The following is a 26,427-nucleotide window of genomic DNA, read 5'->3' as shown; positions in this document are numbered from 1 at the left end:
AATTATCTATGCCGTATCTTCTCTCTATCATATTATGTCTTTCTTTATCACCGATTTGGCCTCTTGGGGATAATCCACGTGCCGGAGATCCTTTTATTATTGTAAATAAAGCAACGAATAAATTAGCTTACATTGACGATGGAAAGATTCAAAAGGTTTTTCCAGTAGCGACAGGGAAAACGAATGAATTAACTCCAGAAGGAACTTTTGATGTTGTAATGAAAGCAAAGGATCCGTATTACATTGCGAAGGATATTCCAGGTGGATCGCCAAAAAATCCACTTGGATCAAGGTGGATTGGATTTAATGCAAGAGGAACTGATGGAAGTAAATATGGAATACATGGAACAAACCAACCGAGTTCAATTGGAAAGTATATTTCACAAGGATGTATAAGAATGAAGAAAAACGATGTGGAATATTTGTTTGATCGTATTCCAATTGGAACGAAAGTATGGATTGTGAAATCGAAAAAATCATTTCAGCAATTGGCAAAAGAAAAAGGAGCCGTTGCATATGAAGAAGCCAACGAAAAGGTTGGCTTTTTCTATTGTAATAAGTTGTCTTGACATGTGTACATAACCATGCGTTAATGAAAGTATAGAAAGATAAAATTAGATAAAGGGGTTGCTCATATGTACTTGAATCCAAAACTTTCGTATATGCAGTTTTTTATGGGATTTCTATTTGTTATTACATTCATATTGGCAACTTTTAATATATGTTCTTATCTTGTAGCGATTGTATGTATGGCATTACTTAATCTCACTTTTGTTATTGGGGCATTTCAGCAGAAACAATATACAAGTTTTGTAATAGCACTTGTAATGTCATTTTCCTTTAGTATTGTAGCGATTGTGTTTTATATAAAATAAACCATCTCGATGTCGAGATGGTTTATTTTGTCATGTGTAAAAAGTAAAAAAAGGACGAACACATCGCCCTTTTTACCAAAACATACTCGCGCCAGCAAGTAATGTTGTTACAAGCATAGAAATTAGCATCACATAAACCATAATTTTTTGAGCTTTTTTATGCATCGTTATACCTCCTTGCAAATCAGTACAATTTCATTGTAACGAGAAATGAAATTATGGACAAGGGGAGAGTAAGGACAAAATTCGGGAAGGGGTTGCAAAATATAACAGGAAATTTGAGTGTGTGTAGAGAATATAGTAAAAGGGTATATTGTTAATTTTTAGTTGGGCAAGCTGAAGAATGGAGATACGATGATGAAAATATACGAAACAGATCGTTTATATTTAAAGGAAATTGATGAGTCGTATGCTGAAACAGTTCTTCAATATTACGACAGAAATCGTGAGTTTTTAAAAGCTTGGGAAGAGTATAGACCGGATGATTTTTTTACGCTAGATTATCAAAAGAAAAAGTTGCAAAAGGATAGAAAAGAGTTCGAAGAAGGGAAAATCATCAGACTATGGATTTTTAAAAAGGGTGATGATACGAAAATAATTGGCTGTATTTCATTTAATTTAATCGTTCGTGGCATTTATCAATCTTGTGTACTCGGTTATAAATTAGATAAAGCAGAGTTAAACAAAGGGTATACGACAGAAGCGCTTAGAAAAGCAATTCAAGTTGCTTTTGAGGGATTTCAGTTACATCGTATAGAAGCTCCGATTATGCCTCGTAATTTAGCATCTATACAAGTAGTGACGAAGATAGGTTTTCAATATGAAGGCGTGTCTAGGAAGATGTTAATGGTAAATGGCGTGTGGGAGGATCATATGCGCTGGGTATTGTTAAATGAGTAATAGAAAGCAGATGGTTATCTAGACATGTAAACCATCTGTTTTTTGTCTTGTATTTCGAAACTTTTGCGAAATTCTGTTATAATTAATAGTGTTACATACATAATGGTAGTGCAGGAGGCGCAGTCTTATGATTAATCAAGAACGTTTAGTAAATGAATTTATGGAATTAGTACAAGTAGATTCTGAAACGAAATTTGAAGCAGAAATCTGCAAAGTATTAACGAAGAAATTTACAGATTTAGGTGTAGAAGTATTTGAAGATGACACAATGGCTGTAACTGGTCATGGTGCAGGTAACTTAATTTGTACTTTACCAGCAACAAAAGATGGTGTTGATACAATTTACTTTACTTCTCATATGGATACAGTAGTTCCTGGTAATGGAATTAAGCCTTCTATTAAAGATGGATATATCGTATCAGATGGTACAACAATTTTGGGCGCGGATGATAAAGCTGGATTAGCATCAATGTTCGAAGCAATCCGTGTTTTAAAAGAGAAAAATATCTCTCACGGTAAAATTGAATTTATTATTACAGTCGGAGAAGAATCAGGTCTTGTTGGTGCAAAAGCTTTAGATCGTGAGCGTATTACAGCGAAGTATGGCTACGCATTAGATAGCGATGGAAAAGTTGGTGAAATCGTTGTTGCAGCTCCAACACAAGCGAAAGTGAACGCAATTATTCGCGGGAAAACAGCTCACGCTGGTGTAGCACCGGAGAAAGGTGTATCTGCAATTACTATCGCAGCGAAAGCAATTGCGAAGATGCCACTTGGTCGCATTGACTCTGAAACGACTGCAAACATTGGACGTTTTGAAGGTGGTACACAAACGAATATCGTTTGCGATCATGTACAAATCTTTGCAGAAGCTCGTTCTTTAATCAATGAGAAAATGGAAGCACAAGTTGCGAAAATGAAAGAAGCATTTGAAACAACTGCAAAAGAAATGGGTGGTCATGCAGACGTTGAAGTAAACGTTATGTACCCAGGATTTAAATTTGCTGATGGCGATCACGTTGTAGAAGTTGCAAAACGTGCAGCTGAAAAAATTGGTCGTACACCTTCTCTTCACCAAAGTGGTGGCGGAAGTGATGCAAACGTAATTGCAGGACACGGTATCCCAACAGTTAACTTGGCAGTTGGTTATGAAGAAATTCATACAACAAACGAGAAGATTCCTGTTGAAGAGTTAGCAAAAACAGCAGAATTAGTTGTTGCAATTATTGAAGAAGTAGCGAAGTAATAGAATAGAAAAAGCGTGTAAATCAATTGTGATTTACACGCTTTTTATTTTGATTCGATTGTTTTTACAAGGCGTATAAGCCAATACAAGAAAAATCATAGCAGTATATAATATTAGACGAGAGAAAAATCCAAACGTATTCATGTTGAAAATTGGAAGGAGTAAATAATTAATTATGATGATTAATATAACTACAAGGAACATATAGTTAATTTCACCATAATCAGCCTCTTTCACATGTGTATCCTCTTTATATGGATTATAAAAAAGAACAAGTAATTATTATAACTATTGTGCAAAATTTGATATAATAAAAGAACGAACGTTCTGATTAGGGGGTGAGTACTATGCGAGAAATGTATCCGAAAAATGGTCGTGTAATTTTACATGTAGATATGAATTGCTTTTTCGCATCTGTTGAAATTGCTCATGATCCATCATTACAAGGAAAGCCATTAGCGGTTGCTGGAAATGAAAAAGAGAGAAAAGGAATTATTATAACATGTAGTTATGAGGCGAGAGAATACGGAATACGTACGACGATGCCCCTTTGGGAAGCGAAAAGGTTATGCCCGCAATTAGTTGTAAGGCGTCCTAATTTCGCATTATATCGCGAAGCTTCATTTCAAATGTTTCAAGTCCTTTCCCGTTTTACAGAAAAGATACAACCAGTCTCAATAGATGAAGGATATTTAGATATTACAGATTGCTACGCACTTGGTTCTCCTCTTGAAATAGCAAAGATGATTCAACAAGCACTATTAACAGAGTTGCAGCTTCCGTGTAGTATTGGAATCGCTCCAAATCTTTTCCTAGCAAAGACCGCTTCAGATATGAAAAAACCACTTGGTATTACCGTGCTTCGAAAACGCGATATTCCAGAACTGATTTGGCCACGTCCAGTTGGAGCAATGCATGGAATTGGTGAGAAAACAGCTGAAAAATTAAATGATATTCATATACAGACAATTGAACAGTTGGCAAAGGGAGACGAGCATATCATTCGCGCTAAAATTGGCAAGCACGGTGTTGATTTGCAAAGGCGTGCAAAAGGTATGGATGATAGGGAAGTGGATCCGAGTCAAATGGGACAGCATAAAAGTGTCGGTAACTCGATGACTTTTTCAAAGGATATGGATGAAGAGAAAGAATTACTTGATATGTTAGAACGTTTATCAAAGTCAGTGAGTAAAAGGTTACAAAAGCGAACCCTTGTCAGCTATAATATTCAAATTATGATTAAATACCATGATAGGCGAACAGTAACACGGAGTAAGCAATTGAAAAATGCGATTTGGGAAGAACGCGATATTTTTCAAGCAGCATCCCGTTTATGGAAGCAACATTGGGATGGTGATTCCGTTCGTTTACTAGGTGTTACAGCTACTGAAATAGAGTGGAAGACAGAATCGGTGAAACAATTAGATTTGTTTTCATTTGAAGAGGATGCAAAAAAAGAACCGCTACTTGCTGTCATTGATCAAATTAATGATAAGTATGGAACACCACTTTTACAACGAGGTAGTCAACTACTACGTAAGCAAGAGAAGTCGTTTCAACAAAAGTTAGAAAATAAATTTATGTAGAAGGTGTCATGAAGTAGTAAAAATCATGACACCTTTCCTATTTAACTCGCTTCTAAATCTAAAGAAGTCTTCCATCCAGCTCCAGTAACGCCAGATTCTAATAGCATTCTACTTACTATTTTTTCAATTAAGATAGCTGCATTTGTCTTGCAATGTAATGTAGCCTGTATACAAACTTTTTGATTAGAATCTACATCTTCACTATACAACTCTTTTAAACTGAGCCCTTCTGTACTTACCATATGCATAAGTAAAAAACGAATATGTGCTTCAGTTTCTTCTGAACAAGTAAGGGAAAGTAAGTAGTTCGTTTGTTCAGGTGATTCTTCTTTTGATTTTTTATTCATAAAAAGAGCAATTGGGCGAAGAAGTATATTTGCTAGTAACACGCCGGCTGCACCTAATATAGCTGCAACGAGGAAACCGGCGCCTGTAAGAGTACCGACAGCAGCTGCACACCATAAAGTAGCTGCCGTATTTAGCCCTCTAATACTAAAACCATCGCGGATAATAACGCCACCCCCTAAAAAACCAATGCCACTAACGACTTGAGCAGCAATGCGTGAGGGGCTAGCATCATGATCAAGCATGACGGATAATAAAACAAATATACAGGCACCAAGTGATACGAGAGCATTTGTCCGTAACCCAGCCATTCGATGTCTCCATTGTCTTTCCATTCCGATGCAAGCTCCTACAATAATTGCTATAACTAATCTGAATATAATGTCGTACCATACCATCATGGTCACCTCCATATATAAATATGTGTTATGTCTTTTAGAATGAGCGGGGAATACCCACTCATTCTTATTTTTACAACCAGCTATGAAACTTTTTAATATAAAGCTTTTTCAGGAATTGTGTTAAAAAAGCGTAGCCTAATAGTATTCCTACTAACCAAGGGAAGTAGCTAAGTGGCAATGCTTGTAAACCAACGGCTACACCAAGTGGTGAGAATGGAATATAAATCCCGATTGCCATAATAAGAGCGGTTAATAAAACGACGGGTGTTGATGCAGCGCTTTGAATAAATGGAATCTTCTGTGTTCGTATCATGTGAACAATTAAAGTTTGTGTTAACAATCCAACCACAAACCAACCGGACTGGAATAATGATTGCTCGCTCGGTGTATTTGCGCCAAATACATTCCACATGACTACGTATGTGATAATATCAAATATGGAACTAATTGGGCCGATACAAATAATGAAGTTTCGTAAGTTTGCAGTATCCCATTTTCGGGGTTTTTCTAGAAACTCTTTATCCATTTTGTCCCATGGAATAGAAAGTTGTGAAATATCATAAAGTAAGTTTTGAATTAAAAGATGAATGGCAAGCATCGGTAAAAAAGGAATGAAAGCACTTGCTACTAACACGCTAAACACATTACCGAAGTTAGAGCTAGCTGTCATCTTAATATATTTTAAAATATTTCCGAATGTAGTACGTCCTTCTACAATCCCGACTTCTAATATAGTTAAACTTTTTTCGAGTAGAATAATATCAGAAGCTTCTTTCGCAATATCAGTAGCAGTATCAACAGATATTCCGACATCAGCTTCACGTAATGCTACAGCATCGTTAATGCCGTCTCCCATGTAACCTACAGTGTGTCTGTTTCCTTGTAATGCGTGTATAATGCGAGATTTTTGCATTGGATTAAGCTTCGCAAATACAGTCGTTTCTTCAGCAAGTTTTGCTAATGCTTTATCGGGTAAAGAATCAATCTCGTAACCGAGGATTGGTTCGCCGATATCTAATCCAACTTCTTTACAAACTTTTCGTGTAACAATTTCGTTATCGCCAGTTAAAATTTTCACTTGTACACCATGCTTTTGTAATGCTTGAATTGCAGCTGCTGCAGATGGTTTCGGGGGATCTAAAAAGCCGATATATCCAGCGAGAATCATATCAGTTTCGTCTTTTACTGCGTACTCTTTATCATTTATGTTTCTATCTTTTTTATAAGCCACAGCAATAACCCGCATACCTTCACTATTCAATGTCTCGCTTAGTTTTTTGACATTTGAGCGTATTTCCTCAGTGAGTGTAACGATTTTTTTATCCACTTCAGTGTAGTTGCAAATTGATAAAATTTCTTCTACGGCACCTTTACAAACCATTGTATGTTCACCTGAAATATCTTTTACGATGACTGACATACGCCGGCGGGCGAAATCGAATGGAATTTCATCTAGCTTTTGAAAAGCTGATGGGTCAAATGTATTGTTTTCCTCTGTATGCTTAATAACAGCTTTATCTATTAAGTTTTTCAATCCAGTTTGATAGAAACTATTTAAATAGGCAAATTGCAAGACGCGATTGCATTTATTTCCATTAGGATCTAAGTGACGAACAAGGATAATGTTATCTTCTGTTAAAGTTCCGGTTTTATCTGTACAAAGAATATTCATAGCACCTAAGTTTTGAATAGAATTTAGTTGCTTCACAATTACTTTTTGTTTAGACATGTTAACGGCACCTTTAGCTAAATTAGCAGTTACAATCATTGGCAACATTTCAGGTGTAAGGCCAACAGCCACGGCAATAGCGAAGAAGAAAGCTTCTTGCCAATCTCCTTTTGTGAATCCGTTAATGAGAAGGACAATAGGCGCCATAATAAGCATGAATGTAATTAAGAGCCAGCTTACTTTGTTTACACCTTTATCAAAGCTTGTTTCTACCCGCTTTCCGATTACCTTATTTGCTAAAGAGCCGAAATACGTATCGGTACTTGTTGAGATGACAACAGCTTTTGCGCTACCACTTACAATATTTGTTCCCATGAAGCAAAGGTTTTCCATATCGAGTGGATTGTAATTTTTTTTCATGTTTTTCGGTAAGATATGCTTATTTTCTGTATGGTAGCAGTGTTCGTATTTTTCTATAGGAAGTGCTTCCCCTGTCAAAGAAGATTGATTAACAAATAAATCTTTAGCGGATACAACACGCACATCGGCTGGAACGATATCACCTGCTGAAAGGGAAATAATATCGCCAGGTACAAGTTCCTCAATTGGAATTTCTGTTGTGTAATTTCGATTTAAATTCGTTACATTTTTTATTTCATGTACAAATCCATTTATTCTAAATACGCTCGCAGTTGTTCGAACCATAGCTTTTAATTTATCGGCAGCTTTTTGAGAACGAAATTCTTGGGAAAACCGAATCGTTGCACTAAGTAGGACCATTACAGATACGACAATTGTTCCTTGCATATCATCCGTGAAAAAGGAGAGTGCTCCAAGAGCTAATAAAACGAAAATAAATGGATTTTTAAATGCTAACAGAAGCTGAATGTACCACGGTGCCATTTTATTATGAGCTATTTCGTTCGGGCCATATAAAGAAAGTCTACGAGACGCTTCTTGTTTAGATAATCCATCTTGAGATGTTTCTAAAAGTTTTAACGCAGAGCTTATATCTTGTGTTGCAACCTCCACTAATAATTCGTTATTTGTTTTCATGCTATCTTGCTCATAAGCATGCTTTGTTTCTTGTCTTTGTAAATTAAACATCGGTAGTTCCTCCTCTGTCATGAAGGAGGAAACAATCTGTTACCTAACTATTTGAAATGGTGAGGAACAGTTTCTTTCCTACCTACATGATGAAATATGAATGTAAAACGTATGGGTATCTGGGCCGAATCATCAATTGCCAACTGTTCCTCACCTCCGTACAATTTAGTAGTTTCTGAATATGCTATGTTTGTTTCATAGTAAGGTGCATATAGACGTAAAAAGACCTTTACTCAAAACGAGTAAAGGTCTGAATTCGCAGTTAAAAGAGTCCACAACAAAGACTGCTAGTAGACATAAATAAAAACAGTTTTTGTGTATGACAAAATACATGCACCTCTCCCTCGTTGAGTTTTAGCACTGTATAGCATAGGTACTGAAACCAGCTACGTTAAAAAAGGCCTTCATTCCGACCTTTCCTGTTGACCCATTGGCGTCTCTCGACATTTTTGGGCAGCAGCGTTTCTCTATACAGGAGCCTCACCTAACAGAGACCATATTCAATTACATGTTGAATGTTAGCACTGTAAAATCGTAGTGTCAATATCTTTTTTATCTGTGTTTTTAAAATATTAAATGGATTTATAATAGATATATGGGATGAAATGCATGATATTAATTATAAATAATGTGGAAAATAAATATTTTTATAAAAGGGGAATTTGTAATGGTACCACAAAATTTTATTATAAATATTGAGAATCAAAAGTGGTTGTTTAATGAGCAGGAAGATTTATGTTCTCACGGGGAAATTTATTTAAATGTGGATGGAACGATTATTACACAAACAGGTATGGATGAGGAATGGGGAATAAGTGAATCAGCTTTAGCTCTGTTACGAACTTTAGATAAAGAATATATTTGTGATATTGAAAATGAAGAGGGGCTTATTTTGCACGGATGTGGCACTATGCTCATGTTAGGATGCCCAATTTTAATTCATTGGACTATAAACCATATAGGTGAAAATGTGGTTTTAAAGGATTTTGTCAAGGTTATTTCTACTGATCAAAAGGCTATATACTATGAAGGGCTTCATATAGAAGTAAATGAAAATGAATATAGAAAACAAATTGTTTCTTTTGCGCTACAAGCAAAAGAATTATTCAATAAATCAAGTGAAAAGATAATTTTAGATGAGTTTGATCAAAGTATGTATACAGACTTTTGGACGGAATATAATCATTTGCTAAATAAGTATAAATAAAAAAGCACTGTAACCAGTGCTTTTTTATTATAGATTACGAGATTGTAGGGTTTTCAAAAATAACAATCTCTGAACTGTTTGTAGTTGAAACGCGTTGGGCGTAATATGTTAAAGCTGAAGAAATATATGCTGGTAACGTATCATTTGTATGTGATGTTGTATATTCATGGATTAATTCCTTTAAAGTTGTCCATTCTAATTGTGCTGGGTGATCAGACACGAAAGAACTTACCCAGCGATCAAATGAAGATGAAAAATCAGTTTGTAAACGAAATACTTCTTTCATAATAAAACGCTCCCTTAAAATGTAGTATAATCATTTTAACACAAAACACGAACGATTGCTAAATTTTTTAAGTATAACGTTCGTGTTATATAGTTGTCTAGATGATTGGTTATGTAAATTCAATTTGCCATTTGAAATAACATTCCGTAAGATGAGAGATAGAGTATATTTAGAGCTGGAGGAAAGAAAGTGGAATTTGTATTTTTAGGAACTGGTGCAGGTGTTCCTTCAAAAGGAAGGAACGTTTCAGCAATTGCTTTACAATTGTTAGAAGAACGAGGACAAACTTGGTTATTTGATTGTGGCGAGGCCACGCAACATCAAATATTACATACATCTGTACGTCCGCGCCGCATTGAAAAAATATTTATTACGCATTTACATGGCGATCATATTTTTGGATTGCCTGGTTTATTAGGTAGCCGTTCATTTCAAGGAGGAACTACGCCTTTAACGGTGTATGGACCGAAAGGAATTAAACAATTTATTGAAGTGGCATTATCGGTAAGTACGACACATGTGAAATATCCACTTGAAGTTGTGGAGATAACAGAAGAAGGTACCGTATTTGAAGATAATGAATTTTATGTAGAAACGAAAAGATTGTCACACGGTATAGAATGTTTTGGATATCGTATTGTAGAGAAAGATATACAAGGTGCTCTTTTAGTTGATAAGTTGCTTGAGATGGGTGTGAAACCAGGTCCAATCTTTAAACGTTTAAAGGATGGAGAAGTAGTTGAATTAGAGGATGGCACGATATTAAATGGAAATGAGTTTATCGGCCCACCTCAAAAAGGAAGAATTATTACTATCTTAGGTGATACGCGATATTGCGAAGCGAGTAGGGAGCTTGCGCAAGATGCAGATGTACTTGTCCATGAAGCGACTTTCGCGGCAGAAGATGAGCAACAAGCGCATGATTATTTTCATTCCACATCTAAGCAAGCTGCGAGCATTGCACTTCAGGCAAATGCGAAGCGATTAATCTTAACTCACATTAGTTCTCGCTATCAAGGAGATACATATAAGGAATTATTGAAAGAGGCAAGAGAGTTGTTTTCTAATACAGAAATAGCGACAGATTTGAAATCATTCCCAGTAGAAAAATAATAATTTTGTAAAAAATGGTAACAGTGGGTTACCATTTTTTTATGTCTAAAAAAATTTAAAAATAAAACTGTTATTATTTTATACTTATACTTGGATGATACAGAAAATTAGAATGGTTTGAATATATACGATAAAAATACGAAATAATGATTATTTAGAAAAACTGTTATATAAGTCAGATGACATACAAGTGATACAAATAGCAGGAATGGACTTTTATTCAGAACTTTTAAAATTCAACAAAAGTAAGCGTTTTATAAAAAACAAGCTATAATGAGGGCAGATTATAATTTATGATAAGTCACATGCTTTTTAGTTATTATCGTAACAAGTGAAGTTGACTAAACCATGAGAGAGTAACATGAGAATTATAATAGGAAAGATATCGCTTGTTTATGCTATCCTTGCAATGACTTCTGTGTTAAACTTTGGATTGCTACCAGACTTTATTGTGGATTATCTTATATCATTTTTTAATGAAAATAATGCTAAGATTCTTATGTATTATTATAACTGGTATTATTTCAGGTTATATTGGATTACTTTTATTTAAAAATTATCCAATTCATACAGCAGAACAAATTCGTGGTACAACTGGAAAAGCGACAGATGTAGCAGGTTAATAGAATAGTAGAATAAATTTTTGCATAGAGGTTTAGGGGGAGTTATGATGAAGTATCGCTCAGTATTTGATATTATCGGTCCAGTTATGATTGGACCATCAAGTTCACATACAGCAGGCGCGGCAAGAATGGGGCAAGTTGCTCGCCAGCTGTTTCGTCATGAACCAGAAAGAGTAAGCATTTCGTTATATGGATCATTTGCAAAGACGTATCGAGGGCATGGTACGGATGTAGCACTAATCGGTGGAATATTAGGATTTGAAACAGATGACTTACGTATTCCAGAGGCGCTAGAAATAGCAAAAGAGCGCGGAATTGAAGTGGAATTCATTGAAGAAGATGCCAATGCACCTCACCCAAATACAGCGAAAATTCGTTTGTATAAAGGTGAAGAAGAAATTGAAGTTGTTGCTTGCTCAATTGGTGGCGGTAAAATTGAAGTTGTAGAATTAAACGGATTCGATCTTCAATTATCAGGCACAAGTCCAGCACTACTTATTGTAAATAACGATCGCTTTGGTGCTATTGCAGCAGTAGCTTCAATCCTTGCTACAAACGAGATTAACATTAGTACAATGAGTGTTTCTCGTAAAGAAAAAGGAAGAAGAGCGCTTATGGTTATTGAAACAGATGAATTATTAGCAGATGAAGTGATTGAAGAAATAAAAGCGCAACAAAATATTTGTCAAGTAACTATTATGGATTAATTGCAGGGGGGACACACCATGTTTCGGAACGCAGCGGAACTAGTGGCGCAAGCTAAAGAACAAAATGTAAAAATCGCAGAAATTATGATTCAATGTGAAATGGAAACAAGAAGTATTTCACGTGAAGAAGTAATTGCTGGTATGGAAAAGAACTTAGTCGTGATGGAACAAGCAGTAGAACGTGGTATTCGCGGCGTGAAATCACCAACTGGTTTAACTGGTGGAGATGCTGTAAAAGTTCAAGCGTATATGAAGAGTGGAAAAGGCTTATCTGGAGATACGATTTTGGATGCAGTAAGCAAAGCTGTTGCAACAAATGAAGTAAACGCAGCGATGGGAATTATTTGTGCAACACCAACAGCAGGGTCTGCTGGAACAGTGCCAGGTGTACTATTTGCGCTAAGAGAAAAATTGCAGCCTACACGTGAAGAAATGATTGAATTCTTATTTACAGCAGGAGCTTTCGGTATGGTTGTTGCGAATAACGCTTGTATTTCTGGTGCTGCAGGAGGATGCCAAGCTGAAGTTGGTTCAGCAAGTGGAATGGCGGCTGCAGCTGCAGTTGAGATGGCTGGTGGAACACAAGATCAAGCAGCTACAGCGATGGCAATTTCATTAAAGAACATGCTTGGTTTAGTGTGTGATCCTGTTGCAGGACTTGTAGAAGTACCTTGTGTAAAACGTAATGCAGCAGGAGCTGCAAATGCGATGATTTCAGCAGATTTAGCATTAGCTGGTGTAACGAGTACAATTCCATGTGATGAAGTAATTGAGGCAATGTTTAGAATCGGACAAACGATGCCAGTAGCACTTCGTGAAACAGCGGAAGGTGGACTTGCAGCAACGCCGACTGGTCGTCGCCTGCAAGAAGAGATTTTTGGGAAGAACAATAACTAAGTGTAATTATAGAAAAAGGAGCTCAAATAAACTTGAGCTCCTTTTTTTATTTTTCTTTTGTTAGTTGTTCTAATGTTTTTCCAAGATTATGTGATCGTTCCGTTGCCTGTGTAATACAAGAAATAAGTGCTTGTTGAAATTTATGTTCTTGTAATACTTCAATACCTGCTTCGGTAGTTCCGCCAGGAGAAGTAATTTCCTTTCGCAAAATAGAAGGGTGTTTGTCACTTGCTTTTAGCATTTCAGCAGCACCAATCATCGTTTGAAGAATAAGTGATTTTGCAACATCTTCTTTTAAACCAATTTTTTTTGCAGCTTCTTCCATAGCTTCCACTACGTAATAAATATAAGCAGGTCCACTTCCGGATAATGCAGTGACAGCATGCATATCTTCTTCCTCTACAACAGAGACGAGACCAATCGTTTCAAATAAAGATGTTGCAGTGCGAATATGTTCCGCTGTTGCATGTTTCGAAGGGGAGATAGCGGTAGCTGATTTTAAAATGGCTGCGGATGTATTTGGCATTGCACGAATAATTGGAACGTCTTTTTGAAGTAGTTTTCTAATTGAGTGAGTAGAAACACCTGCTAGTAATGAAATAATAAGCACGTTATTATTTATGTATTCTTTAAAAGGGATAAGCGCCTCTGCAACATCCTTTGGTTTCATTGCTAGAAAAAGAATATTTGCATCAGTAAGTAATTCTTTTTTATTATGAGTACCTTTGACACCGTATTTTTTATGTAGCTCTTGTAATCTTGTCTCGTTAGAACGATTACTTACAGTAATTTGTTCACATTTAACAACATTTGCATGTAACAAGCCACCAATAATAGCTTCAGCAATAGAGCCTGCACCGAGAAAGGAAATGTTTTGAATAGACATGATGTTCCTCCTTTAATTTTGGTTAGAAATTCTTATAAATGTACATACATTCGTTTTTTTATAGGAAACACCTCTTTTTATCTGAAAATAATGACAAATATATATAGAAGTTGTAAACTGAAGAAGTATTCATTTTTGAACCGGAAAGAGACAGGGGGGCTAAGCATGACGGCGATTCACCGAATGGAGATTCCTGTACCATTTGCAGTGGAAACTGTGAATGTGTTTTTAGTTGAGGGGGAGACATTAACATTAATTGATACAGGGACGAATACAGAAGAGGCAAGAAATGCGTTAGAAAGTCAATTAGGTGCATTAGGACATACGATAGAAGATATTGAAACAGTAGTCATTACGCATCATCATGCAGATCATTGTGGACTTTTAAATATATTTTCTGAGAAGACGAATATTATTGGACATCCTTGGAATGAGCCTTGGATCACACAAAATCCAGAGTTTTTAAAGCGGTATCATGAATTTTTTAGAGAGACGGCCTTACAGTTTGGTGTGCCAGTAGCATTTTTGAAAGACGAGTCGTTATTGACGACGAGGACACTTAAATATTCTTGTAATAGATCGTTAACGCATACTGTGAGAGAAGGAGATCGTATTAATTCTTTGCCTGGATTTACAGTGCTTGAAACACCAGGTCATGCTTCTACTCATATTTCTTTATATAGAGAATCTGATGGAATATTAATTGGTGGAGATGCTCTCATTAGTCATATTTCTTCGAATCCAATACTAGAACCACCATATGAAGGGCAAACAGAACGGGCACGCCCATTACTACAATATAATCAAACATTACAGCGTTTAAGCGAAATGAATATTTCACGCATTTTATCAGGGCATGGGGAAGACGTTCTAAATGTGAAACAACTTATTGAAACGAGATTACAAAAGCAAGAAACACGTGCTTTTAAAGTACTTGAGTTATTAAAGGAAAAACCAATGACAGCATTTGAAGTATGTGTAAAACTATTTCCGGTATTATATAAAGAACAATTACCACTTACTATTTCAGAAACGGTTGGACAATTGGACTATTTAGCATATAATCAACAAGTGATGATTGATGAGTCATCGCAACAATTGATTTATTATGCAAAGTAGGTGACAGCAATGACAGGACGTTTACAAAATAAAGTAATCGTCATTACAGGTGCTTCTAGTGGGATTGGTGAGCAAGTTGCAATGCAAGTTGCAGCACAGGGAGCGACTCCAGTATTAATGGCTCGAACAGAAGAGAAACTACAAGCGTTAGTAGACAAAATTAAAGAAACTTATAATACGCCTTGCTATTATTATGTATTAGATGTAAGTGATGAGATGGAAGTACAGTCTGTTTTTTCAAAGGTATTACAAGAAGTGGGACGTATTGATATATTAGTAAACAATGCGGGATTTGGTATTTTTAAAACGTTTGAAGATGCGTCAATGGGTGAAGTAAAAGATATGTTCCAAGTAAATGTATTTGGATTAGTAGCATGTACGAAAGCGGTACTACCTTATATGGTAAACAAGAATGAAGGACATATTATTAATATTGCTTCACTTGCTGGAAAAATTGCAACTCCGAAATCGAGTGCTTATGCAGCAACGAAACATGCCGTATTAGGATTTACGAATAGTTTACGCATGGAATTAGCCAATACAGATATTTATGTTACAGCAATTAATCCAGGTCCGATAGATACAAACTTTTTTGAAATAGCGGATCAATCTGGTACATATGTAAAGAATATGGGACGTTACATGTTAAAACCAACATACGTAGCAGAACAAATCGTAAAGTCGATGCACACGAAAAAACGTGAAGTAAACTTACCGAAGTGGATGGGAATTGGCCCGAAACTTTATGCTTTATTCCCAGGTTTATTTGAACGTGTAGCAGGTAAATCATTAAGTAAAAAATAGGAGATTTCCATATGGAAATCTCCTATTTTTTATTGTTTTCCAGTTACATAATCATAAACAATATCCTCAATTTCCTCGTATAAATCAATTTCAATATTTGAATGAGTCACCGTTTGAATATGTTTCACTAGCATTTCCTGATCTTCTTTTGATATTGGACTGCATTGATATTGTTGAAAACTTTTTATAATCATTTTCTCAATTAATTTTTCGTTCATATTTTTCCCCGCCTGTATGTACGTATGTATTGTTTTATTGTACTTGAAGTGAAATAAAAAAACTACTATGCACTATTTTTGTATAAAAATTCGGTTGAGTATATTATTTTTCTAATAAAATTAAGTTTTTTTAGATTTAAAAATTTATAAATATTTAATTGACTCTATAAATATACAATATTATAATCATACTTAATTTAAAGAATCGATATGAGGAGGAACTTATGAAAGTCGCAATTATTGGAGCCACTGGATATGGGGGCATTGAGTTAATTCGTTTATTAGAACAACATCCATATTTTTCGATAGCATCTCTCCATTCTTTTTCACAAGTTGGTGAGTGTATAACAAATGTATATCCGCATCTTCGAAATGTCCTTTTTCATACGTTACAAGAAATTGATGTGGAGACGATAGGAAAAGAAGCAGAATTCGTATTTCTAGCAACCCCAGCAGGAGTATCGGCGGAGTTAACTCCCAAGTTATTAGCAGAAGGTTTAAAAGTAATTGACCTATCTGGAGACTTTCGTATGATAGATCCTTCGTCATATGAACTGTGGTATAAAAGGCCAGCAGCGAAAGAAGAAATTCTTAGAAAAGCAGTGTATGGGTTAAGTGAATGGAAAAGGACTGGGATTCAAAAGGCAAATTTAATTGCAAACCCAGGATGTTTTGCTACAGCCACATTGCTAGCGATAGCGCCGTTAGTACGTAGCGGCATGATTGAAGAAGATTCGATTATTATTGATGCGAAATCAGGGGTATCAGGAGCAGGTAAAACACCAACAACAATGACTCATTTTCCTGAGCTATATGATAACTTGCACATTTATAAAGTGAATGAGCATCAGCACGTTCCAGAGATTGAGCAAATGCTTACAGAATGGAATAGTGAATCACAGCCAATTACATTTAGCACACATTTAATACCGATATCACGAGGAATCATGATTACACTTTATGCAAAAGTAAAACAAAAGATGGAAATAAAGCAACTTCAAAAATTGTATGAAGAAACGTATGAACAATCGCCTTTCATCCGAATTTGTACGCAAGGGAAATTTCCAAGTCCAAAAGAAGTGAGAGGCTCAAATTATTGTGATATTGGCATAGCTTACGATGAAAGAGCTGAAAGAGTTACGGTCGTTTCTGTTATAGACAATATGATGAAAGGCGCGGCTGGGCAAGCGATTCAAAATGCAAACATAATAGCGGGACTAGAAGAGACAACAGGTTTACAACATATGCCGCTTTATCTATAAGGGGGACATGATGATTAAAGTAGCGTCTATTACAAAATTAGAAAATGGTTCAATTGTAACGCCGAAAGGCTTTTCGGCAATTGGTACTGCAAATGGTTTAAAAAAGGAGAAAAAGGATTTAGGTGCCATCGTTTGTGATGTACCAGCATCATGTGCCGCTGTGTATACAACGAATCAAATACAAGCAGCTCCTTTGCAAGTAACGAAGGATAGTATAACGGCAGAAGGGAAGTTACAAGCAATTATCGTTAATAGTGGAAATGCAAATGCTTGTACTGGAATGAAAGGATTACAAGACGCATACGAGATGCGCGCATTAGGGGCGGAACATTTTGGGATGAAAGAAAATTACGTTGCAGTAGCTTCAACAGGTGTAATTGGTGTTCCACTGCCGATGGATATAATCCGAAAGGGAGTTGCAACTCTTATACCAACGAAGGAAGAAAGTGAAGCATATTGTTTTTCTGAAGCAATTTTAACGACGGATCTTATAACGAAAGAAACTTGCTATGAAATGATTATTGATGGGAAGAAAGTGGCGATTGCGGGTGTTGCAAAAGGTTCAGGGATGATTCATCCGAATATGGCAACGATGCTTAGTTTTATTACGACAGATGCTCATATAGAGCATGACGTATTGCAAACAGTGTTATCCCAAATTACGAATCATACATTTAATCAAATTACGGTAGATGGAGATACTTCTACGAATGATATGGTCATCGTTATGGCAAGTGGATTATCAGAAACAAGACCGATAAATATGGAACATACAGATTGGGAAACTTTCGTATGTGCTTTACAGAAGGTATGTGAAGATTTAGCGAAAAAAATTGCGCAAGATGGTGAAGGAGCTAAGAAGTTAATAGAAGTAAATGTGCTAGGAGCTCAAACGAATGAAGAGGCAAAAAAAATTGCAAAGCAAATAGTCGGTTCGAGTCTTGTGAAAACAGCAATACATGGTGAAGACCCAAACTGGGGGCGAATTATTAGCAGTATTGGACAAAGTGAAGTAGCTATTAATCCGAACACAATTGACATTACTCTTCAATCTATATCGGTATTAAAAAATAGTGAGCCTCAAATATTTTCTGAAGAAGAAATGAAAGAGAGATTACAAGAAGATGAAATAGTCATTAATGTGTACTTACACTTAGGTGAAGAGACAGGATCAGCTTGGGGCTGTGACTTAAGCTATGAATATGTGAAAATAAATGCTTGTTATCGTACATAAGGAGAGAGAAGATGAGCGATTATATTGTAGTGAAATGCGGCGGTAGTATGTTGAATCAATTAAATGCTGTGTTTTTTGATTGTATAAAGAAATTGCAACAGAAGTATAAAGTAGTGATTGTTCATGGTGGTGGGCCAGAAATTGATGCCAAATTAAAAGATTGTAACATCAACGTAGAAAAAAGAGATGGATTACGCGTAACACCAAAAGAAGTTATGGATGTTGTTCAAATGGTGCTATGCGGAAGTACGAATAAAAAACTCGTAATGAATTTACAAAAGCATAATTTACTTGCTGTAGGTTGTTCGGGGTGTGACGGTAATTTACTTCAAGTTCAACCTGTCAGCGAGGAGATAGGATATGTGGGAGAAGTAAGTTATGTAGAAACAGCCTTATTAAAAGGATTAATAAATATGGGGTATATTCCTGTTATTGCTCCAATCGGGGTAAATGGTAATGAAATTTATAACATAAATGCGGACAATGCTGCAGCTGGGATTGCGGCCGCGTTAGGGGCAAAAGAGCTTATTTTTATTACGGATGTAGATGGAATATTACATGAAGGGAATTTGGTAAAGGAAACGGATGAATCTGAAATTGCAACTTTTATAGAAACAGGTGTTATTACAGGTGGGATGATTCCGAAAGTACAGGCGGCACTAGCATCATTAAAAATGGGAGTGCAAAAGATAAGTATTGTGAATGGTACAAAAGATTTTACTGAGGTTACGGGAGAGTTTATTGGAACGACGGTAACGAAAGGTGTGAGTATTGCATGACGAGTCATCTTTTTCAAACGTATGGCAGAAGAACTATTGAGTTTGTAAAGGGAACTGGAACGAAAGTTATTGATAATAAAGGTAAGCAATATTTAGATTTTACAGCAGGAATTGGCGTATGTAATTTAGGACATTGTCACCCTACTGTTCTCAAAGGTGTACAAGAGCAACTTGATGATATATGGCATATATCTAACCTGTTTACAAACAGCTTACAAGAAGAAGTTGCGTCATTATTAACAGAAAATAGAGCATTAGATTATGTGTTTTTCTGTAATAGTGGGGCAGAGGCAAATGAAGCGGCTTTAAAGTTAGCACGTAAGCATACTGGAAAATCTCTCGTCGTAACATGCCAGCAGTCTTTTCACGGTAGAACATTTGGAACGATGAGTGCAACGGGCCAAGATAAGGTGAAAGAAGGATTTGGTCCATTACTTCCATCTTTTTTACATATCCCTTTTAACGATATTAAAGCATTAGAGGAAGTAATGAATGAAGAAGTTGCGGCGGTAATGGTAGAAGTTGTTCAAGGAGAGGGAGGAGTAATACCTGCTGATCTATCTTTTTTGAAAGAGATTGAAACATTATGTAATAAGTTCGGTTCCTTATTTATTATAGACGAAGTACAAACGGGGATAGGAAGAACTGGAACACTATTCGCTTATGAACAAGTGGGAATAGAGCCTGATATCGTTACCGTTGCAAAGGCACTTGGGAATGGGATTCCTGTCGGAGCGATGATTGGCGGGAAAGAGCTCGGAACGTCGTTTACTGCAGGATCACACGGTTCAACTTTTGGCGGGAATTACATCGCGATGGCTGCAGCGAAAGAAGTATTGCAAGTGAGTAAAAAACCATCGTTTTTAAAAGAAGTACAAGAAAAAGGCGAGTACGTATTAGAGAAGTTGCAAGAGGAATTACAGCATGTCGAATGTATTCAAAATATACGTGGTAAGGGGCTTATGATTGGGATTGAGTGTAAGCATGAAGTTGCAAGTTTTATAGAACAACTAGAAAACGAAGGACTTCTCGTATTACAAGCAGGCCCTAATGTTATAAGACTATTACCGCCACTCATTGTCACGAATGAAGAGTTAGAACAGGCAGTATATATAATAAAAAAAGTAGTTTGTACAAAAAACGTATCAATCATATAAGGGGGAAGTTTCATGTCAACTGTACAAGTACCGAAATTAAATACGAAAGATCTTTTAACACTAGAAGAATTAACGAAAGAAGAAATTATTTCTTTAATTGAGTTCGCTATATATTTAAAAAAGAATAAGCAAGAGCCTTTATTACAAGGCAAAATATTAGGGCTTATTTTTGATAAGCATTCAACTCGTACTCGTGTATCTTTTGAAGCGGGAATGGTACAACTCGGGGGACATGGTATGTTTTTAAGTGGGAAAGAGATGCAAATGGGAAGAGGAGAAACCGTTTCAGATACTGCGAAAGTATTATCGCAGTATATTGACGGGATCATGATACGTACATTCTCACACGCGGATGTAGAAGAGCTTGCAAAAGAATCGAGTATTCCTGTTATTAACGGTTTAACGGATGATCATCATCCTTGTCAAGCATTGGCAGACCTCATGACGATATATGAAGAAACAAATACATTTAAAGGAATAAAATTAGCTTACGTAGGTGACGGAAATAATGTATGTCATTCATTGTTGCTAGCGAGTGCAAAAGTCGGAATGCATATGACTGTTGCAACGCCTGTAGGATATGAACCGAATGAAGAGATTGTAAAAAAAGCGTTAGCGATTGCCAAGGAAACAGGAGCTGAAATTGAAGTTTTGCATGATCCTGAATTAGCGGTGAATGAAGCAGATTTCATTTATACTGACGTTTGGATGAGCATGGGGCAAGAGGGAGAAGAAGAGAAATATACTTTATTTCAACCTTACCAAATCAATAATGAACTTGTTAAGCATGCGAAACAAACATATCGTTTCTTACACTGTTTACCTGCCCATCGTGAAGAAGAAGTAGCAGGCGAAATTATAGATGGACCACAGTCTATCGTATTTGAGCAAGCTGGTAATCGATTGCATGCTCAAAAAGCGTTATTAGTGAGTTTATTTAAAAATGTAGAAGAGCCTTCCTAAAAGGGAGGTTTTTTTATATTAAAATGTCGGATGTATATTTGGTTAACCATTTCGATATCATTTATAATAAAAGAGAAAACTAAATTTGTTTTTCAGAGTGTGTAAGGACATACTACATATAAAAATATAGTTAAAGAGATGATGAGGGTGAAAACAACTAAGAAAACATATTCGTTTTTTCAGCGGATGTGGAGAATATTAAAGTTTCAATATTATAAGTTGCTTCGATCGCCAGAAGGCGCAAAGAAAGTATCGTTAGGGTTTGCTATAGGATTCGGCTTAGAAATGTTAGTCATTTATACGGCATCGCTCGTATATGTAATATTTTATCCAATCGTCAGGTTAGCAAAGGGATCTTTTCCTGCGGCAGTTATTGGCAATATTATTGGGAAAATATCGTTTCTCCCAGTATTTTTATTTCCGCTTGCGTATGCGCTAGGAAAAATGATTTATCCATTTCATGTACAGAAAATTCATCATGAACCATTTACGATATCGGACTTGTTTTCAAGTCACATTTTTACGATATTAAAGAGCTTATTACAAAGTGAAGTGTATGTATTAATTGGAATGACGATTTTAGGAGTTGTGTTTGGTCTCATTTCATATTTCGTTGTGCATTATTTATACGAAAAGAACCGTAAGTTACGCTTGAAGAAAAGGAAGAAACGAGTGAGAGAACCACTTGTACAATTATAAACAATGTCACATTCATTTTCTCCTTTGAATATGTTTAAGAAAAAGGAGGAGAGGATAATGTATTATTATTACGTACCTCAAGTATATCCATATGTAAATTATTATCCGGTTTATGATACGAGTAGACAATACGAATTATATCGGCAACAACAATTACAGCAATTATCACAAATACCACAATTACCACAACAACAGCCTACACAGGAAAAAAAACCATATTTAACAACATGGCCATATTCCAATGTGTACTATGGTAATTATTACGAATCATAAAGCTGCTTCTATTTAGAAGCAGCTTTATACGTTTGTTTTCAAAATTAAATTTTGAATGGTTTGAAGAGAATGAATGAGCTTTTCGCGCTCTTCCTCAGATAATGTTTGGAAATTTTCTTTTAGTTTGTCTAAAATGAATTGCTGATACTGATTTACTAATAATTTCCCTTCAGCTGTTAGAGAAATTAAAATGACCCGTCGATCTTTTTCGCTATAATGACGCTCTATTAGTTCTTCTTGAATAAGTTTGTTTAATAGAGGTGTCATGTTAGGCCGTGAAATCGCTAGCCGCTTGCCGATTTCGGAAACTGCTAATGTGCCGTTTTCATGCAAAAGCAGTAATACTTGTGTATGTGATGGCGGCATATGTCTTTGAGAAGAAAATTCTCCAGGAAGCATAAATTTGCGATAAAAAAGAGGCACTAGCGAAAGAAGATGATCAACAATACGTTCCCACTCGCGTGATTCCATATAAAGGCCCCCTTCCACTCTCATTGTAACAAAAAAGACATGTTATAAAAATAGAATTGTTTCATGGGAATTTTAATATTTGTAGGCCAATACTTTTTTTGTAAATGAATCGGCAATAATCGTATAGCCTTTATCATTTGGGTGTACTTGGTCAAAGAGCAATTCTTTTTTATCATTCGATATTAATTTACGAATTGGCAAAACGATAGATGGTTGATTCACTTTTGCAATGGAATAAACGGATTCATTCCAGCCGTCTAAAAACATATCTGCATAACTTGCGATGGAGTCATCGAGTTGTAACGGGTTATAGAGTTCAGAAAGAATGAGTAAAGCATCCGGATTTTGATCTCGGACTGTCTTTACAATATTTTTTACATCCGCTTCAAAATGAGCTTTTTCTTTATTTAACATTTTAATACCGTCTATAACACCGACATCACGATTTAAGCGAAATAAATTATTTCCCCCAATATTAATTGTAATGATATTTGCTGCTCTAATTTTTTGCTTTACATCTTCTGATTGAACTTTTTTAGCGAGACGATCTGTTGTAATACCGTTTATCCCAAGGTTTTCTACAGTAATTGGTTTATGAATTTGTGCTTCTATTTGTTTAGAGGCTAATTCAGCAAATCCACCTTGTGTTGATCCATATCCTTTGGCGAGCGAATCACCTAGTACGAGATGATAAAAGGAATCGTTTGTTTGCTTATCAATCCAACTTGGAGTAGATGTTTTTTCTGTTTTTTCTTCGGGTTCATTTTGTTTTGTCTCGTCGTTCTTTTCAAAATAAGAATAAGAAATGATCAGAAGGAGGAGACAAACAATTGTTAAGATGACTTTTTTCATAAATTCATCCTCCTTGTAATTGGTAATTTTATCATATTCAGCAGTATTAGCAATGTAAGGGCATATTATATGTTTATGAAAAGTTTATAATAACTTTACAGAAAATTTGTTGAAGTTTGTCAAAAAATATTGACGATAGGAAAGAACTTTATATATGATAATGTCAGATAAGGTGAAATTTTAATTAGTGGGAGCTTTATTTCCTATTAATTGTTAGTCTTCATCAATCGAGCGTTTAAGGGGACTACTCGTTAGCGCAGGGTGAAATGAAAATTGTGTCTCTAATAGAAGAAAAAAGGTATGTGGTTAGAGACAGATAGGGATTCATTTCATTATTTCTGGTAATTGTATAAGGGGGATTTTTTGTGAAAAAGTCAAAAAAAATGCTAGCTGGAGCAACTCTTGCGATTGGTGTAATGGCACCGCAAGTAATGCCAGCAACAGCTCATGCAGATGAGAACACTGGGGAGAGTACAGTTAACTTACGAATTCTAGAAACATCAGATATTCACGTTAACTTAATGAATTACGATTATTATCAAACGAAAACAGATAATAAAGTAGGTCTTGTACAAACGGCAACACTCGTTAATAAAGCACGTGAAGAAGTGAAAAACTCTGTCCTATTTGATGATGGGGATGCATTACAAGGGACACCGCTTGGGGATTACGTAGCGAATAAAATAAAAGATCCGAAGAATCGTGTGGATCCTAGTTATACACATCCATTATATCGTGTAATGAATTTAATGAAGTATGACGTCATCTCTCTTGGGAATCATGAATTTAACTATGGTTTAGATTATTTAAAGGAAGTGACTAGTAAAACAAAAATTCCGGTTATTAACTCGAATGTCTACAGAGATGACCATGATGGTAATGATGAGAATGACGAGCATTACTTTGATAGACCATATCATATTTTAGAGAAAGAAGTAGTGGATGAAGCAGGCCAAAAACAAATAGTGAAAATTGGTGTAATGGGATTTGTTCCACCACAAATTATGAATTGGGATAAAGCGAATTTAGAAGGAAAAGTAAAGGCAAAAGATATTGTGCAAACAGCGAAAAAATTAGTTCCGGAAATGAAGGCGCAAGGTGCGGATATTATAGTTGCACTAGCGCATTCAGGTGTTGATAAGAGTGGATACAACGAAGGAATGGAAAATTCATCGTTTTATTTAGCGACAGAAGTTCCTGGCGTAGATGCAGTATTAATGGGACATTCACATACTGAAGTGAAGGATGTATTTAATGGTGTTCCAGTTGTAATGCCTGGTGTCTTTGGAAGTAACTTAGGTATTATTGATATGCAATTGAAAAAGGTAAACGGAAAATGGGAAGTACAAAAAGATCAATCTAAGCCACAACTTCGCCCGATTGCTAATAGTAAAGGTACCCCATTAGTAGAATCTGATCAAAAATTAGTTAATGAAATTAAAGATGAGCATCAAGCGACAATCGACTATGTAAATACACCTGTAGGTAAAACGAAAGCACCAATTAATAGTTATTTTTCATTAGTACAAGATGATCCTTCCGTACAAATTGTGACAAATGCGCAAAAATGGTATGTAGAACAAGAACTTAAAAAACCAGAGTACGAAGAGATTAAAGATATTCCGGTTTTATCTGCAGGCGCACCATTTAAAGCAGGTGGCCGAAACGGTGCTACATATTATACGGATATTCCAGCTGGAACGTTAGCAATTAAAAACGTTGCAGATTTATACGTGTATCCAAATACGTTATATGCTGTAAAAGTAAATGGGGCACAAGTGAAAGAATGGCTTGAAATGTCTGCAGGTCAGTTTAATCAAATTGATCCAAAGAAAACAGAAGAACAGCCGTTAGTAAATATAGGCTATCCTACATATAACTTCGATATTTTAGATGGCTTAAAATACGAAATTGATGTAACACAACCGGCGAAATACGATAAAGATGGAAAAGTTGTAAATGCAAATGCTAATCGTATTGTAAATATGACATATGAAGGTAAGCCAGTAGCTGACAAGCAAGAGTTCATCGTCGCTACAAATAACTATCGTGGAAGTAGCCAAACGTTCCCAGGTGTAAGTAAAGGGGAAGTTGTATACCAATCACAAGATGAAACACGTCAAATCATTGTGAAGTATATGCAAAAAATAAAAGATATTGATCCAGCAGCTGATCAAAATTGGACATTTAAACCGATTGTTGCAGATAAATTAAATACAACATTTGATTCTTCACCAAATGCACAAAAGTATATAAAGAAAGATGGAAAGGTTTCATATGTTGGACCATCTGAAAATGAATTTGCTAAATATGCAATTGATATAACGAAGAAGAATGATGATAAAGAAACTGGTGAAGGAAATCCAACGACACCGCCAACAGGTGGTGAAGGAAATCCAACGACACCGCCAACAGGTGGTGGAGAAAATCCGACGACACCGCCAACAGGTAATGGAGAAAACCCAACACCACCAACAGAAGAAGGTAATAATGGTAATGAACCAAAGCAAGATGGAAATAATATCGGATCTGGACAAACTACAACAGATGATCAAAATACAAAAGAAACAACAACAACTGTAAGTGAAAATAAAGAAGCTGAAAAAGATGAACGTGATTTACCGAAAACAGGTGCAAGTATTGCTTCTACAATTGGAGCTGGTCTTGCGTTTGTTGGAGCGGGATTACTTATGTTATTTAGAAGAAAGAAAGCGAATAGATAGTCGAGAAATATAAAAAGGATTACCG

At 35.8% G+C, this 26,427-nt stretch carries 28 protein-coding genes, 1 pseudogene and 1 riboswitch; of the genes and pseudogenes, 20 read left to right on the top strand and 9 right to left on the bottom strand.

The features are described 5' to 3' along the window. Nucleotides 1-8 precede the first annotated feature (8 nt). Both ACUXVC_RS20900 and ACUXVC_RS20895 read left to right on the top strand, forming a co-directional pair. Nucleotides 9-569 carry a L,D-transpeptidase gene (locus tag ACUXVC_RS20900; protein ID WP_001146564.1) on the top strand — a complete coding sequence of 187 codons (561 nt, stop codon included), beginning with the start codon at nucleotides 9-11 and terminating at the stop codon, nucleotides 567-569. A gap of 66 nt (nucleotides 570-635) precedes the next feature. Beyond that, nucleotides 636-875 (top strand): DUF3894 domain-containing protein, encoded by a 240-nt coding sequence (locus ACUXVC_RS20895; protein WP_000281167.1) that lies wholly within the window; start codon nucleotides 636-638, stop codon nucleotides 873-875. A gap of 72 nt (nucleotides 876-947) precedes the next feature. Here ACUXVC_RS20895 and prli42 read toward each other — a convergent pair whose 3' ends face one another. Next, nucleotides 948-1,040, bottom strand: coding sequence for a stressosome-associated protein Prli42 (prli42, locus tag ACUXVC_RS20890; protein WP_000549037.1), 93 nt, complete (start codon nucleotides 1,038-1,040; stop codon nucleotides 948-950). A gap of 189 nt (nucleotides 1,041-1,229) precedes the next feature. Between prli42 and ACUXVC_RS20885 the strand changes: the two genes are divergently transcribed. Both ACUXVC_RS20885 and ACUXVC_RS20880 read left to right on the top strand, forming a co-directional pair. Then, complete coding sequence (locus ACUXVC_RS20885) at nucleotides 1,230-1,775, top strand: GNAT family N-acetyltransferase (protein WP_025118231.1); 546 nt, start codon at nucleotides 1,230-1,232, stop codon at nucleotides 1,773-1,775. A 127-nt stretch (nucleotides 1,776-1,902) separates the two neighbouring features. Beyond that, nucleotides 1,903-3,021, top strand: coding sequence for a tripeptidase T (locus ACUXVC_RS20880; protein ID WP_000609816.1), 1,119 nt, complete (start codon nucleotides 1,903-1,905; stop codon nucleotides 3,019-3,021). A gap of 44 nt (nucleotides 3,022-3,065) precedes the next feature. Here the strand turns inward: ACUXVC_RS20880 and ACUXVC_RS20875 are convergent. Further along, a pseudogene (locus tag ACUXVC_RS20875) lies at nucleotides 3,066-3,258 on the bottom strand (hypothetical protein). A 110-nt stretch (nucleotides 3,259-3,368) separates the two neighbouring features. On the opposite strand from ACUXVC_RS20875, the gene ACUXVC_RS20870 reads away from it, so the two are divergent. Then, nucleotides 3,369-4,607: a DNA polymerase IV gene (locus ACUXVC_RS20870; RefSeq protein WP_069356180.1), complete on the top strand. Its 1,239-nt coding sequence runs from the start codon at nucleotides 3,369-3,371 to the stop codon at nucleotides 4,605-4,607. A gap of 41 nt (nucleotides 4,608-4,648) precedes the next feature. Here ACUXVC_RS20870 and ACUXVC_RS20865 read toward each other — a convergent pair whose 3' ends face one another. Together ACUXVC_RS20865 and mgtA are read right to left on the bottom strand one after the other, a co-directional pair. Next, entirely contained in the window at nucleotides 4,649-5,350 is a 702-nt protein-coding gene (locus tag ACUXVC_RS20865; protein WP_140155615.1) for an MgtC/SapB family protein, read from the bottom strand. Nucleotides 5,351-5,423: 73 nt separating this feature from the next. After that, nucleotides 5,424-8,129, bottom strand: a complete 2,706-nt coding sequence (gene mgtA, locus ACUXVC_RS20860) for a magnesium-translocating P-type ATPase (RefSeq protein WP_144465054.1) — start codon at nucleotides 8,127-8,129, stop codon at nucleotides 5,424-5,426. 331 nt (nucleotides 8,130-8,460) lie between these two features. Then, a riboswitch (M-box (ykoK) riboswitch) is annotated at nucleotides 8,461-8,628 on the bottom strand. A 168-nt stretch (nucleotides 8,629-8,796) separates the two neighbouring features. Here mgtA and ACUXVC_RS20855 point away from each other — a divergent pair. Continuing rightward, nucleotides 8,797-9,336, top strand: coding sequence for a hypothetical protein (locus tag ACUXVC_RS20855; RefSeq protein WP_048563888.1), 540 nt, complete (start codon nucleotides 8,797-8,799; stop codon nucleotides 9,334-9,336). Between the two features lie 34 nt (nucleotides 9,337-9,370). Here the strand turns inward: ACUXVC_RS20855 and ACUXVC_RS20850 are convergent, their stop codons facing one another. After that, the gene (locus ACUXVC_RS20850; protein ID WP_000665709.1) at nucleotides 9,371-9,622 is read right to left on the bottom strand and encodes a DUF3932 family protein; all 252 of its coding nucleotides are present in this window, start codon (nucleotides 9,620-9,622) and stop codon (nucleotides 9,371-9,373) included. Nucleotides 9,623-9,811: 189 nt separating this feature from the next. Between ACUXVC_RS20850 and rnz the strand changes: the two genes are divergently transcribed. From rnz to sdaAA, 4 genes are all read left to right on the top strand, one after another. Further along, nucleotides 9,812-10,735, top strand: a complete 924-nt coding sequence (gene rnz / locus ACUXVC_RS20845; protein WP_000397454.1) for a ribonuclease Z — start codon at nucleotides 9,812-9,814, stop codon at nucleotides 10,733-10,735. A 485-nt stretch (nucleotides 10,736-11,220) separates the two neighbouring features. Further along, nucleotides 11,221-11,358 (top strand): hypothetical protein, encoded by a 138-nt coding sequence (locus ACUXVC_RS20840; RefSeq protein WP_000943432.1) that lies wholly within the window; start codon nucleotides 11,221-11,223, stop codon nucleotides 11,356-11,358. A gap of 47 nt (nucleotides 11,359-11,405) precedes the next feature. Beyond that, nucleotides 11,406-12,065: an L-serine ammonia-lyase, iron-sulfur-dependent subunit beta gene (gene sdaAB, locus ACUXVC_RS20835; RefSeq protein ID WP_000877449.1), complete on the top strand. Its 660-nt coding sequence runs from the start codon at nucleotides 11,406-11,408 to the stop codon at nucleotides 12,063-12,065. A gap of 18 nt (nucleotides 12,066-12,083) precedes the next feature. Next, a complete protein-coding gene (sdaAA, locus tag ACUXVC_RS20830; RefSeq protein ID WP_000489461.1) occupies nucleotides 12,084-12,962 on the top strand; it encodes an L-serine ammonia-lyase, iron-sulfur-dependent, subunit alpha in 879 nt (292 codons plus the stop codon). A 46-nt stretch (nucleotides 12,963-13,008) separates the two neighbouring features. Here sdaAA and proI read toward each other — a convergent pair whose 3' ends face one another. After that, entirely contained in the window at nucleotides 13,009-13,848 is an 840-nt protein-coding gene (gene proI, locus ACUXVC_RS20825; protein WP_000027242.1) for a pyrroline-5-carboxylate reductase ProI, read from the bottom strand. A 165-nt stretch (nucleotides 13,849-14,013) separates the two neighbouring features. On the opposite strand from proI, the gene ACUXVC_RS20820 reads away from it, so the two are divergent. Beyond that, a complete protein-coding gene (locus tag ACUXVC_RS20820; RefSeq protein WP_016080348.1) occupies nucleotides 14,014-14,967 on the top strand; it encodes an MBL fold metallo-hydrolase in 954 nt (317 codons plus the stop codon). Nucleotides 14,968-14,976: 9 nt separating this feature from the next. Continuing rightward, nucleotides 14,977-15,771, top strand: a complete 795-nt coding sequence (locus ACUXVC_RS20815; RefSeq protein ID WP_000147789.1) for an SDR family NAD(P)-dependent oxidoreductase — start codon at nucleotides 14,977-14,979, stop codon at nucleotides 15,769-15,771. Between the two features lie 29 nt (nucleotides 15,772-15,800). Here the strand turns inward: ACUXVC_RS20815 and ACUXVC_RS20810 are convergent, their stop codons facing one another. Then, complete coding sequence (locus ACUXVC_RS20810; RefSeq protein WP_001003222.1) at nucleotides 15,801-15,989, bottom strand: YqzH family protein; 189 nt, start codon at nucleotides 15,987-15,989, stop codon at nucleotides 15,801-15,803. A gap of 224 nt (nucleotides 15,990-16,213) precedes the next feature. On the opposite strand from ACUXVC_RS20810, the gene argC reads away from it, so the two are divergent. The 7 genes from argC to ACUXVC_RS20775 all read left to right on the top strand — a co-directional run bounded on the left by argC (nucleotide 16,214) and on the right by ACUXVC_RS20775 (nucleotide 22,356). Further along, a complete protein-coding gene (gene argC, locus ACUXVC_RS20805; RefSeq protein ID WP_050844496.1) occupies nucleotides 16,214-17,251 on the top strand; it encodes an N-acetyl-gamma-glutamyl-phosphate reductase in 1,038 nt (345 codons plus the stop codon). Between the two features lie 10 nt (nucleotides 17,252-17,261). After that, entirely contained in the window at nucleotides 17,262-18,485 is a 1,224-nt protein-coding gene (gene argJ / locus ACUXVC_RS20800; protein ID WP_050844495.1) for a bifunctional glutamate N-acetyltransferase/amino-acid acetyltransferase ArgJ, read from the top strand. An 11-nt stretch (nucleotides 18,486-18,496) separates the two neighbouring features. Then, nucleotides 18,497-19,264 carry an acetylglutamate kinase gene (gene argB / locus ACUXVC_RS20795; protein WP_050844494.1) on the top strand — a complete coding sequence of 256 codons (768 nt, stop codon included), beginning with the start codon at nucleotides 18,497-18,499 and terminating at the stop codon, nucleotides 19,262-19,264. Further along, nucleotides 19,261-20,421 (top strand): acetylornithine transaminase, encoded by a 1,161-nt coding sequence (locus ACUXVC_RS20790; RefSeq protein WP_095690236.1) that lies wholly within the window; start codon nucleotides 19,261-19,263, stop codon nucleotides 20,419-20,421. The genes argB and ACUXVC_RS20790 overlap by 4 nt, the downstream gene beginning before the upstream one ends. Nucleotides 20,422-20,433: 12 nt before the next feature. Then, a complete protein-coding gene (gene argF / locus ACUXVC_RS20785; RefSeq protein WP_095690237.1) occupies nucleotides 20,434-21,384 on the top strand; it encodes an ornithine carbamoyltransferase in 951 nt (316 codons plus the stop codon). Between the two features lie 138 nt (nucleotides 21,385-21,522). Beyond that, on the top strand, nucleotides 21,523-22,083 hold the full coding sequence (locus ACUXVC_RS20780) for a DUF2062 domain-containing protein (RefSeq protein WP_002005691.1): 561 nt from the start codon (nucleotides 21,523-21,525) through the stop codon (nucleotides 22,081-22,083). Nucleotides 22,084-22,140: 57 nt separating this feature from the next. Beyond that, nucleotides 22,141-22,356: a hypothetical protein gene (locus ACUXVC_RS20775; protein WP_000291956.1), complete on the top strand. Its 216-nt coding sequence runs from the start codon at nucleotides 22,141-22,143 to the stop codon at nucleotides 22,354-22,356. A gap of 24 nt (nucleotides 22,357-22,380) precedes the next feature. Here ACUXVC_RS20775 and ACUXVC_RS20770 read toward each other — a convergent pair whose 3' ends face one another. Next, the gene (locus tag ACUXVC_RS20770; protein WP_000445819.1) at nucleotides 22,381-22,827 is read right to left on the bottom strand and encodes a MarR family winged helix-turn-helix transcriptional regulator; all 447 of its coding nucleotides are present in this window, start codon (nucleotides 22,825-22,827) and stop codon (nucleotides 22,381-22,383) included. Nucleotides 22,828-22,899: 72 nt separating this feature from the next. Then, nucleotides 22,900-23,679: a GDSL-type esterase/lipase family protein gene (locus ACUXVC_RS20765; RefSeq protein WP_098976511.1), complete on the bottom strand. Its 780-nt coding sequence runs from the start codon at nucleotides 23,677-23,679 to the stop codon at nucleotides 22,900-22,902. A 365-nt stretch (nucleotides 23,680-24,044) separates the two neighbouring features. Between ACUXVC_RS20765 and cpdB the strand changes: the two genes are divergently transcribed. Further along, nucleotides 24,045-26,402 (top strand): bifunctional 2',3'-cyclic-nucleotide 2'-phosphodiesterase/3'-nucleotidase, encoded by a 2,358-nt coding sequence (gene cpdB, locus ACUXVC_RS20760; RefSeq protein ID WP_144465052.1) that lies wholly within the window; start codon nucleotides 24,045-24,047, stop codon nucleotides 26,400-26,402. The last annotated feature ends 25 nt before the right edge of the window (nucleotides 26,403-26,427 follow it).

Source organism: Bacillus sp. N6, assembly GCF_052805735.1.
Note: the sequence above shows the minus strand (reverse complement) of the source record. Positions and strands in the feature narration are given on the sequence as shown.

What these genes read in the sequence shown, in the direction of transcription:
- ACUXVC_RS20895 (WP_000281167.1), top strand. Translation starts at nt 636, where the DNA reads ATGTACTTGAATCCAAAACTTTCGTATATGCAGTTTTTTATGGGATTT.
- sdaAB (WP_000877449.1), top strand. Translation starts at nt 11,406, where the DNA reads ATGAAGTATCGCTCAGTATTTGATATTATCGGTCCAGTTATGATTGGA.
- ACUXVC_RS20790 (WP_095690236.1), top strand. Translation starts at nt 19,261, where the DNA reads ATGACGAGTCATCTTTTTCAAACGTATGGCAGAAGAACTATTGAGTTT.
- ACUXVC_RS20770 (WP_000445819.1), bottom strand. Translation starts at nt 22,827, where the DNA reads ATGGAATCACGCGAGTGGGAACGTATTGTTGATCATCTTCTTTCGCTA.
- ACUXVC_RS20865 (WP_140155615.1), bottom strand. Translation starts at nt 5,350, where the DNA reads ATGGTATGGTACGACATTATATTCAGATTAGTTATAGCAATTATTGTA.
- ACUXVC_RS20900 (WP_001146564.1), top strand. Translation starts at nt 9, where the DNA reads ATGCCGTATCTTCTCTCTATCATATTATGTCTTTCTTTATCACCGATT.
- ACUXVC_RS20870 (WP_069356180.1), top strand. Translation starts at nt 3,369, where the DNA reads ATGCGAGAAATGTATCCGAAAAATGGTCGTGTAATTTTACATGTAGAT.
- argF (WP_095690237.1), top strand. Translation starts at nt 20,434, where the DNA reads ATGTCAACTGTACAAGTACCGAAATTAAATACGAAAGATCTTTTAACA.
- ACUXVC_RS20815 (WP_000147789.1), top strand. Translation starts at nt 14,977, where the DNA reads ATGACAGGACGTTTACAAAATAAAGTAATCGTCATTACAGGTGCTTCT.
- proI (WP_000027242.1), bottom strand. Translation starts at nt 13,848, where the DNA reads ATGTCTATTCAAAACATTTCCTTTCTCGGTGCAGGCTCTATTGCTGAA.
- ACUXVC_RS20855 (WP_048563888.1), top strand. Translation starts at nt 8,797, where the DNA reads ATGGTACCACAAAATTTTATTATAAATATTGAGAATCAAAAGTGGTTG.
- argJ (WP_050844495.1), top strand. Translation starts at nt 17,262, where the DNA reads ATGATTAAAGTAGCGTCTATTACAAAATTAGAAAATGGTTCAATTGTA.
- ACUXVC_RS20810 (WP_001003222.1), bottom strand. Translation starts at nt 15,989, where the DNA reads ATGAACGAAAAATTAATTGAGAAAATGATTATAAAAAGTTTTCAACAA.
- mgtA (WP_144465054.1), bottom strand. Translation starts at nt 8,129, where the DNA reads ATGTTTAATTTACAAAGACAAGAAACAAAGCATGCTTATGAGCAAGAT.
- ACUXVC_RS20840 (WP_000943432.1), top strand. Translation starts at nt 11,221, where the DNA reads ATGCTAAGATTCTTATGTATTATTATAACTGGTATTATTTCAGGTTAT.
- ACUXVC_RS20775 (WP_000291956.1), top strand. Translation starts at nt 22,141, where the DNA reads ATGTATTATTATTACGTACCTCAAGTATATCCATATGTAAATTATTAT.
- ACUXVC_RS20850 (WP_000665709.1), bottom strand. Translation starts at nt 9,622, where the DNA reads ATGAAAGAAGTATTTCGTTTACAAACTGATTTTTCATCTTCATTTGAT.
- prli42 (WP_000549037.1), bottom strand. Translation starts at nt 1,040, where the DNA reads ATGCATAAAAAAGCTCAAAAAATTATGGTTTATGTGATGCTAATTTCT.
- ACUXVC_RS20885 (WP_025118231.1), top strand. Translation starts at nt 1,230, where the DNA reads ATGATGAAAATATACGAAACAGATCGTTTATATTTAAAGGAAATTGAT.
- ACUXVC_RS20780 (WP_002005691.1), top strand. Translation starts at nt 21,523, where the DNA reads ATGATGAGGGTGAAAACAACTAAGAAAACATATTCGTTTTTTCAGCGG.
- argB (WP_050844494.1), top strand. Translation starts at nt 18,497, where the DNA reads ATGAGCGATTATATTGTAGTGAAATGCGGCGGTAGTATGTTGAATCAA.
- ACUXVC_RS20765 (WP_098976511.1), bottom strand. Translation starts at nt 23,679, where the DNA reads ATGAAAAAAGTCATCTTAACAATTGTTTGTCTCCTCCTTCTGATCATT.
- ACUXVC_RS20880 (WP_000609816.1), top strand. Translation starts at nt 1,903, where the DNA reads ATGATTAATCAAGAACGTTTAGTAAATGAATTTATGGAATTAGTACAA.
- ACUXVC_RS20820 (WP_016080348.1), top strand. Translation starts at nt 14,014, where the DNA reads ATGACGGCGATTCACCGAATGGAGATTCCTGTACCATTTGCAGTGGAA.
- sdaAA (WP_000489461.1), top strand. Translation starts at nt 12,084, where the DNA reads ATGTTTCGGAACGCAGCGGAACTAGTGGCGCAAGCTAAAGAACAAAAT.
- argC (WP_050844496.1), top strand. Translation starts at nt 16,214, where the DNA reads ATGAAAGTCGCAATTATTGGAGCCACTGGATATGGGGGCATTGAGTTA.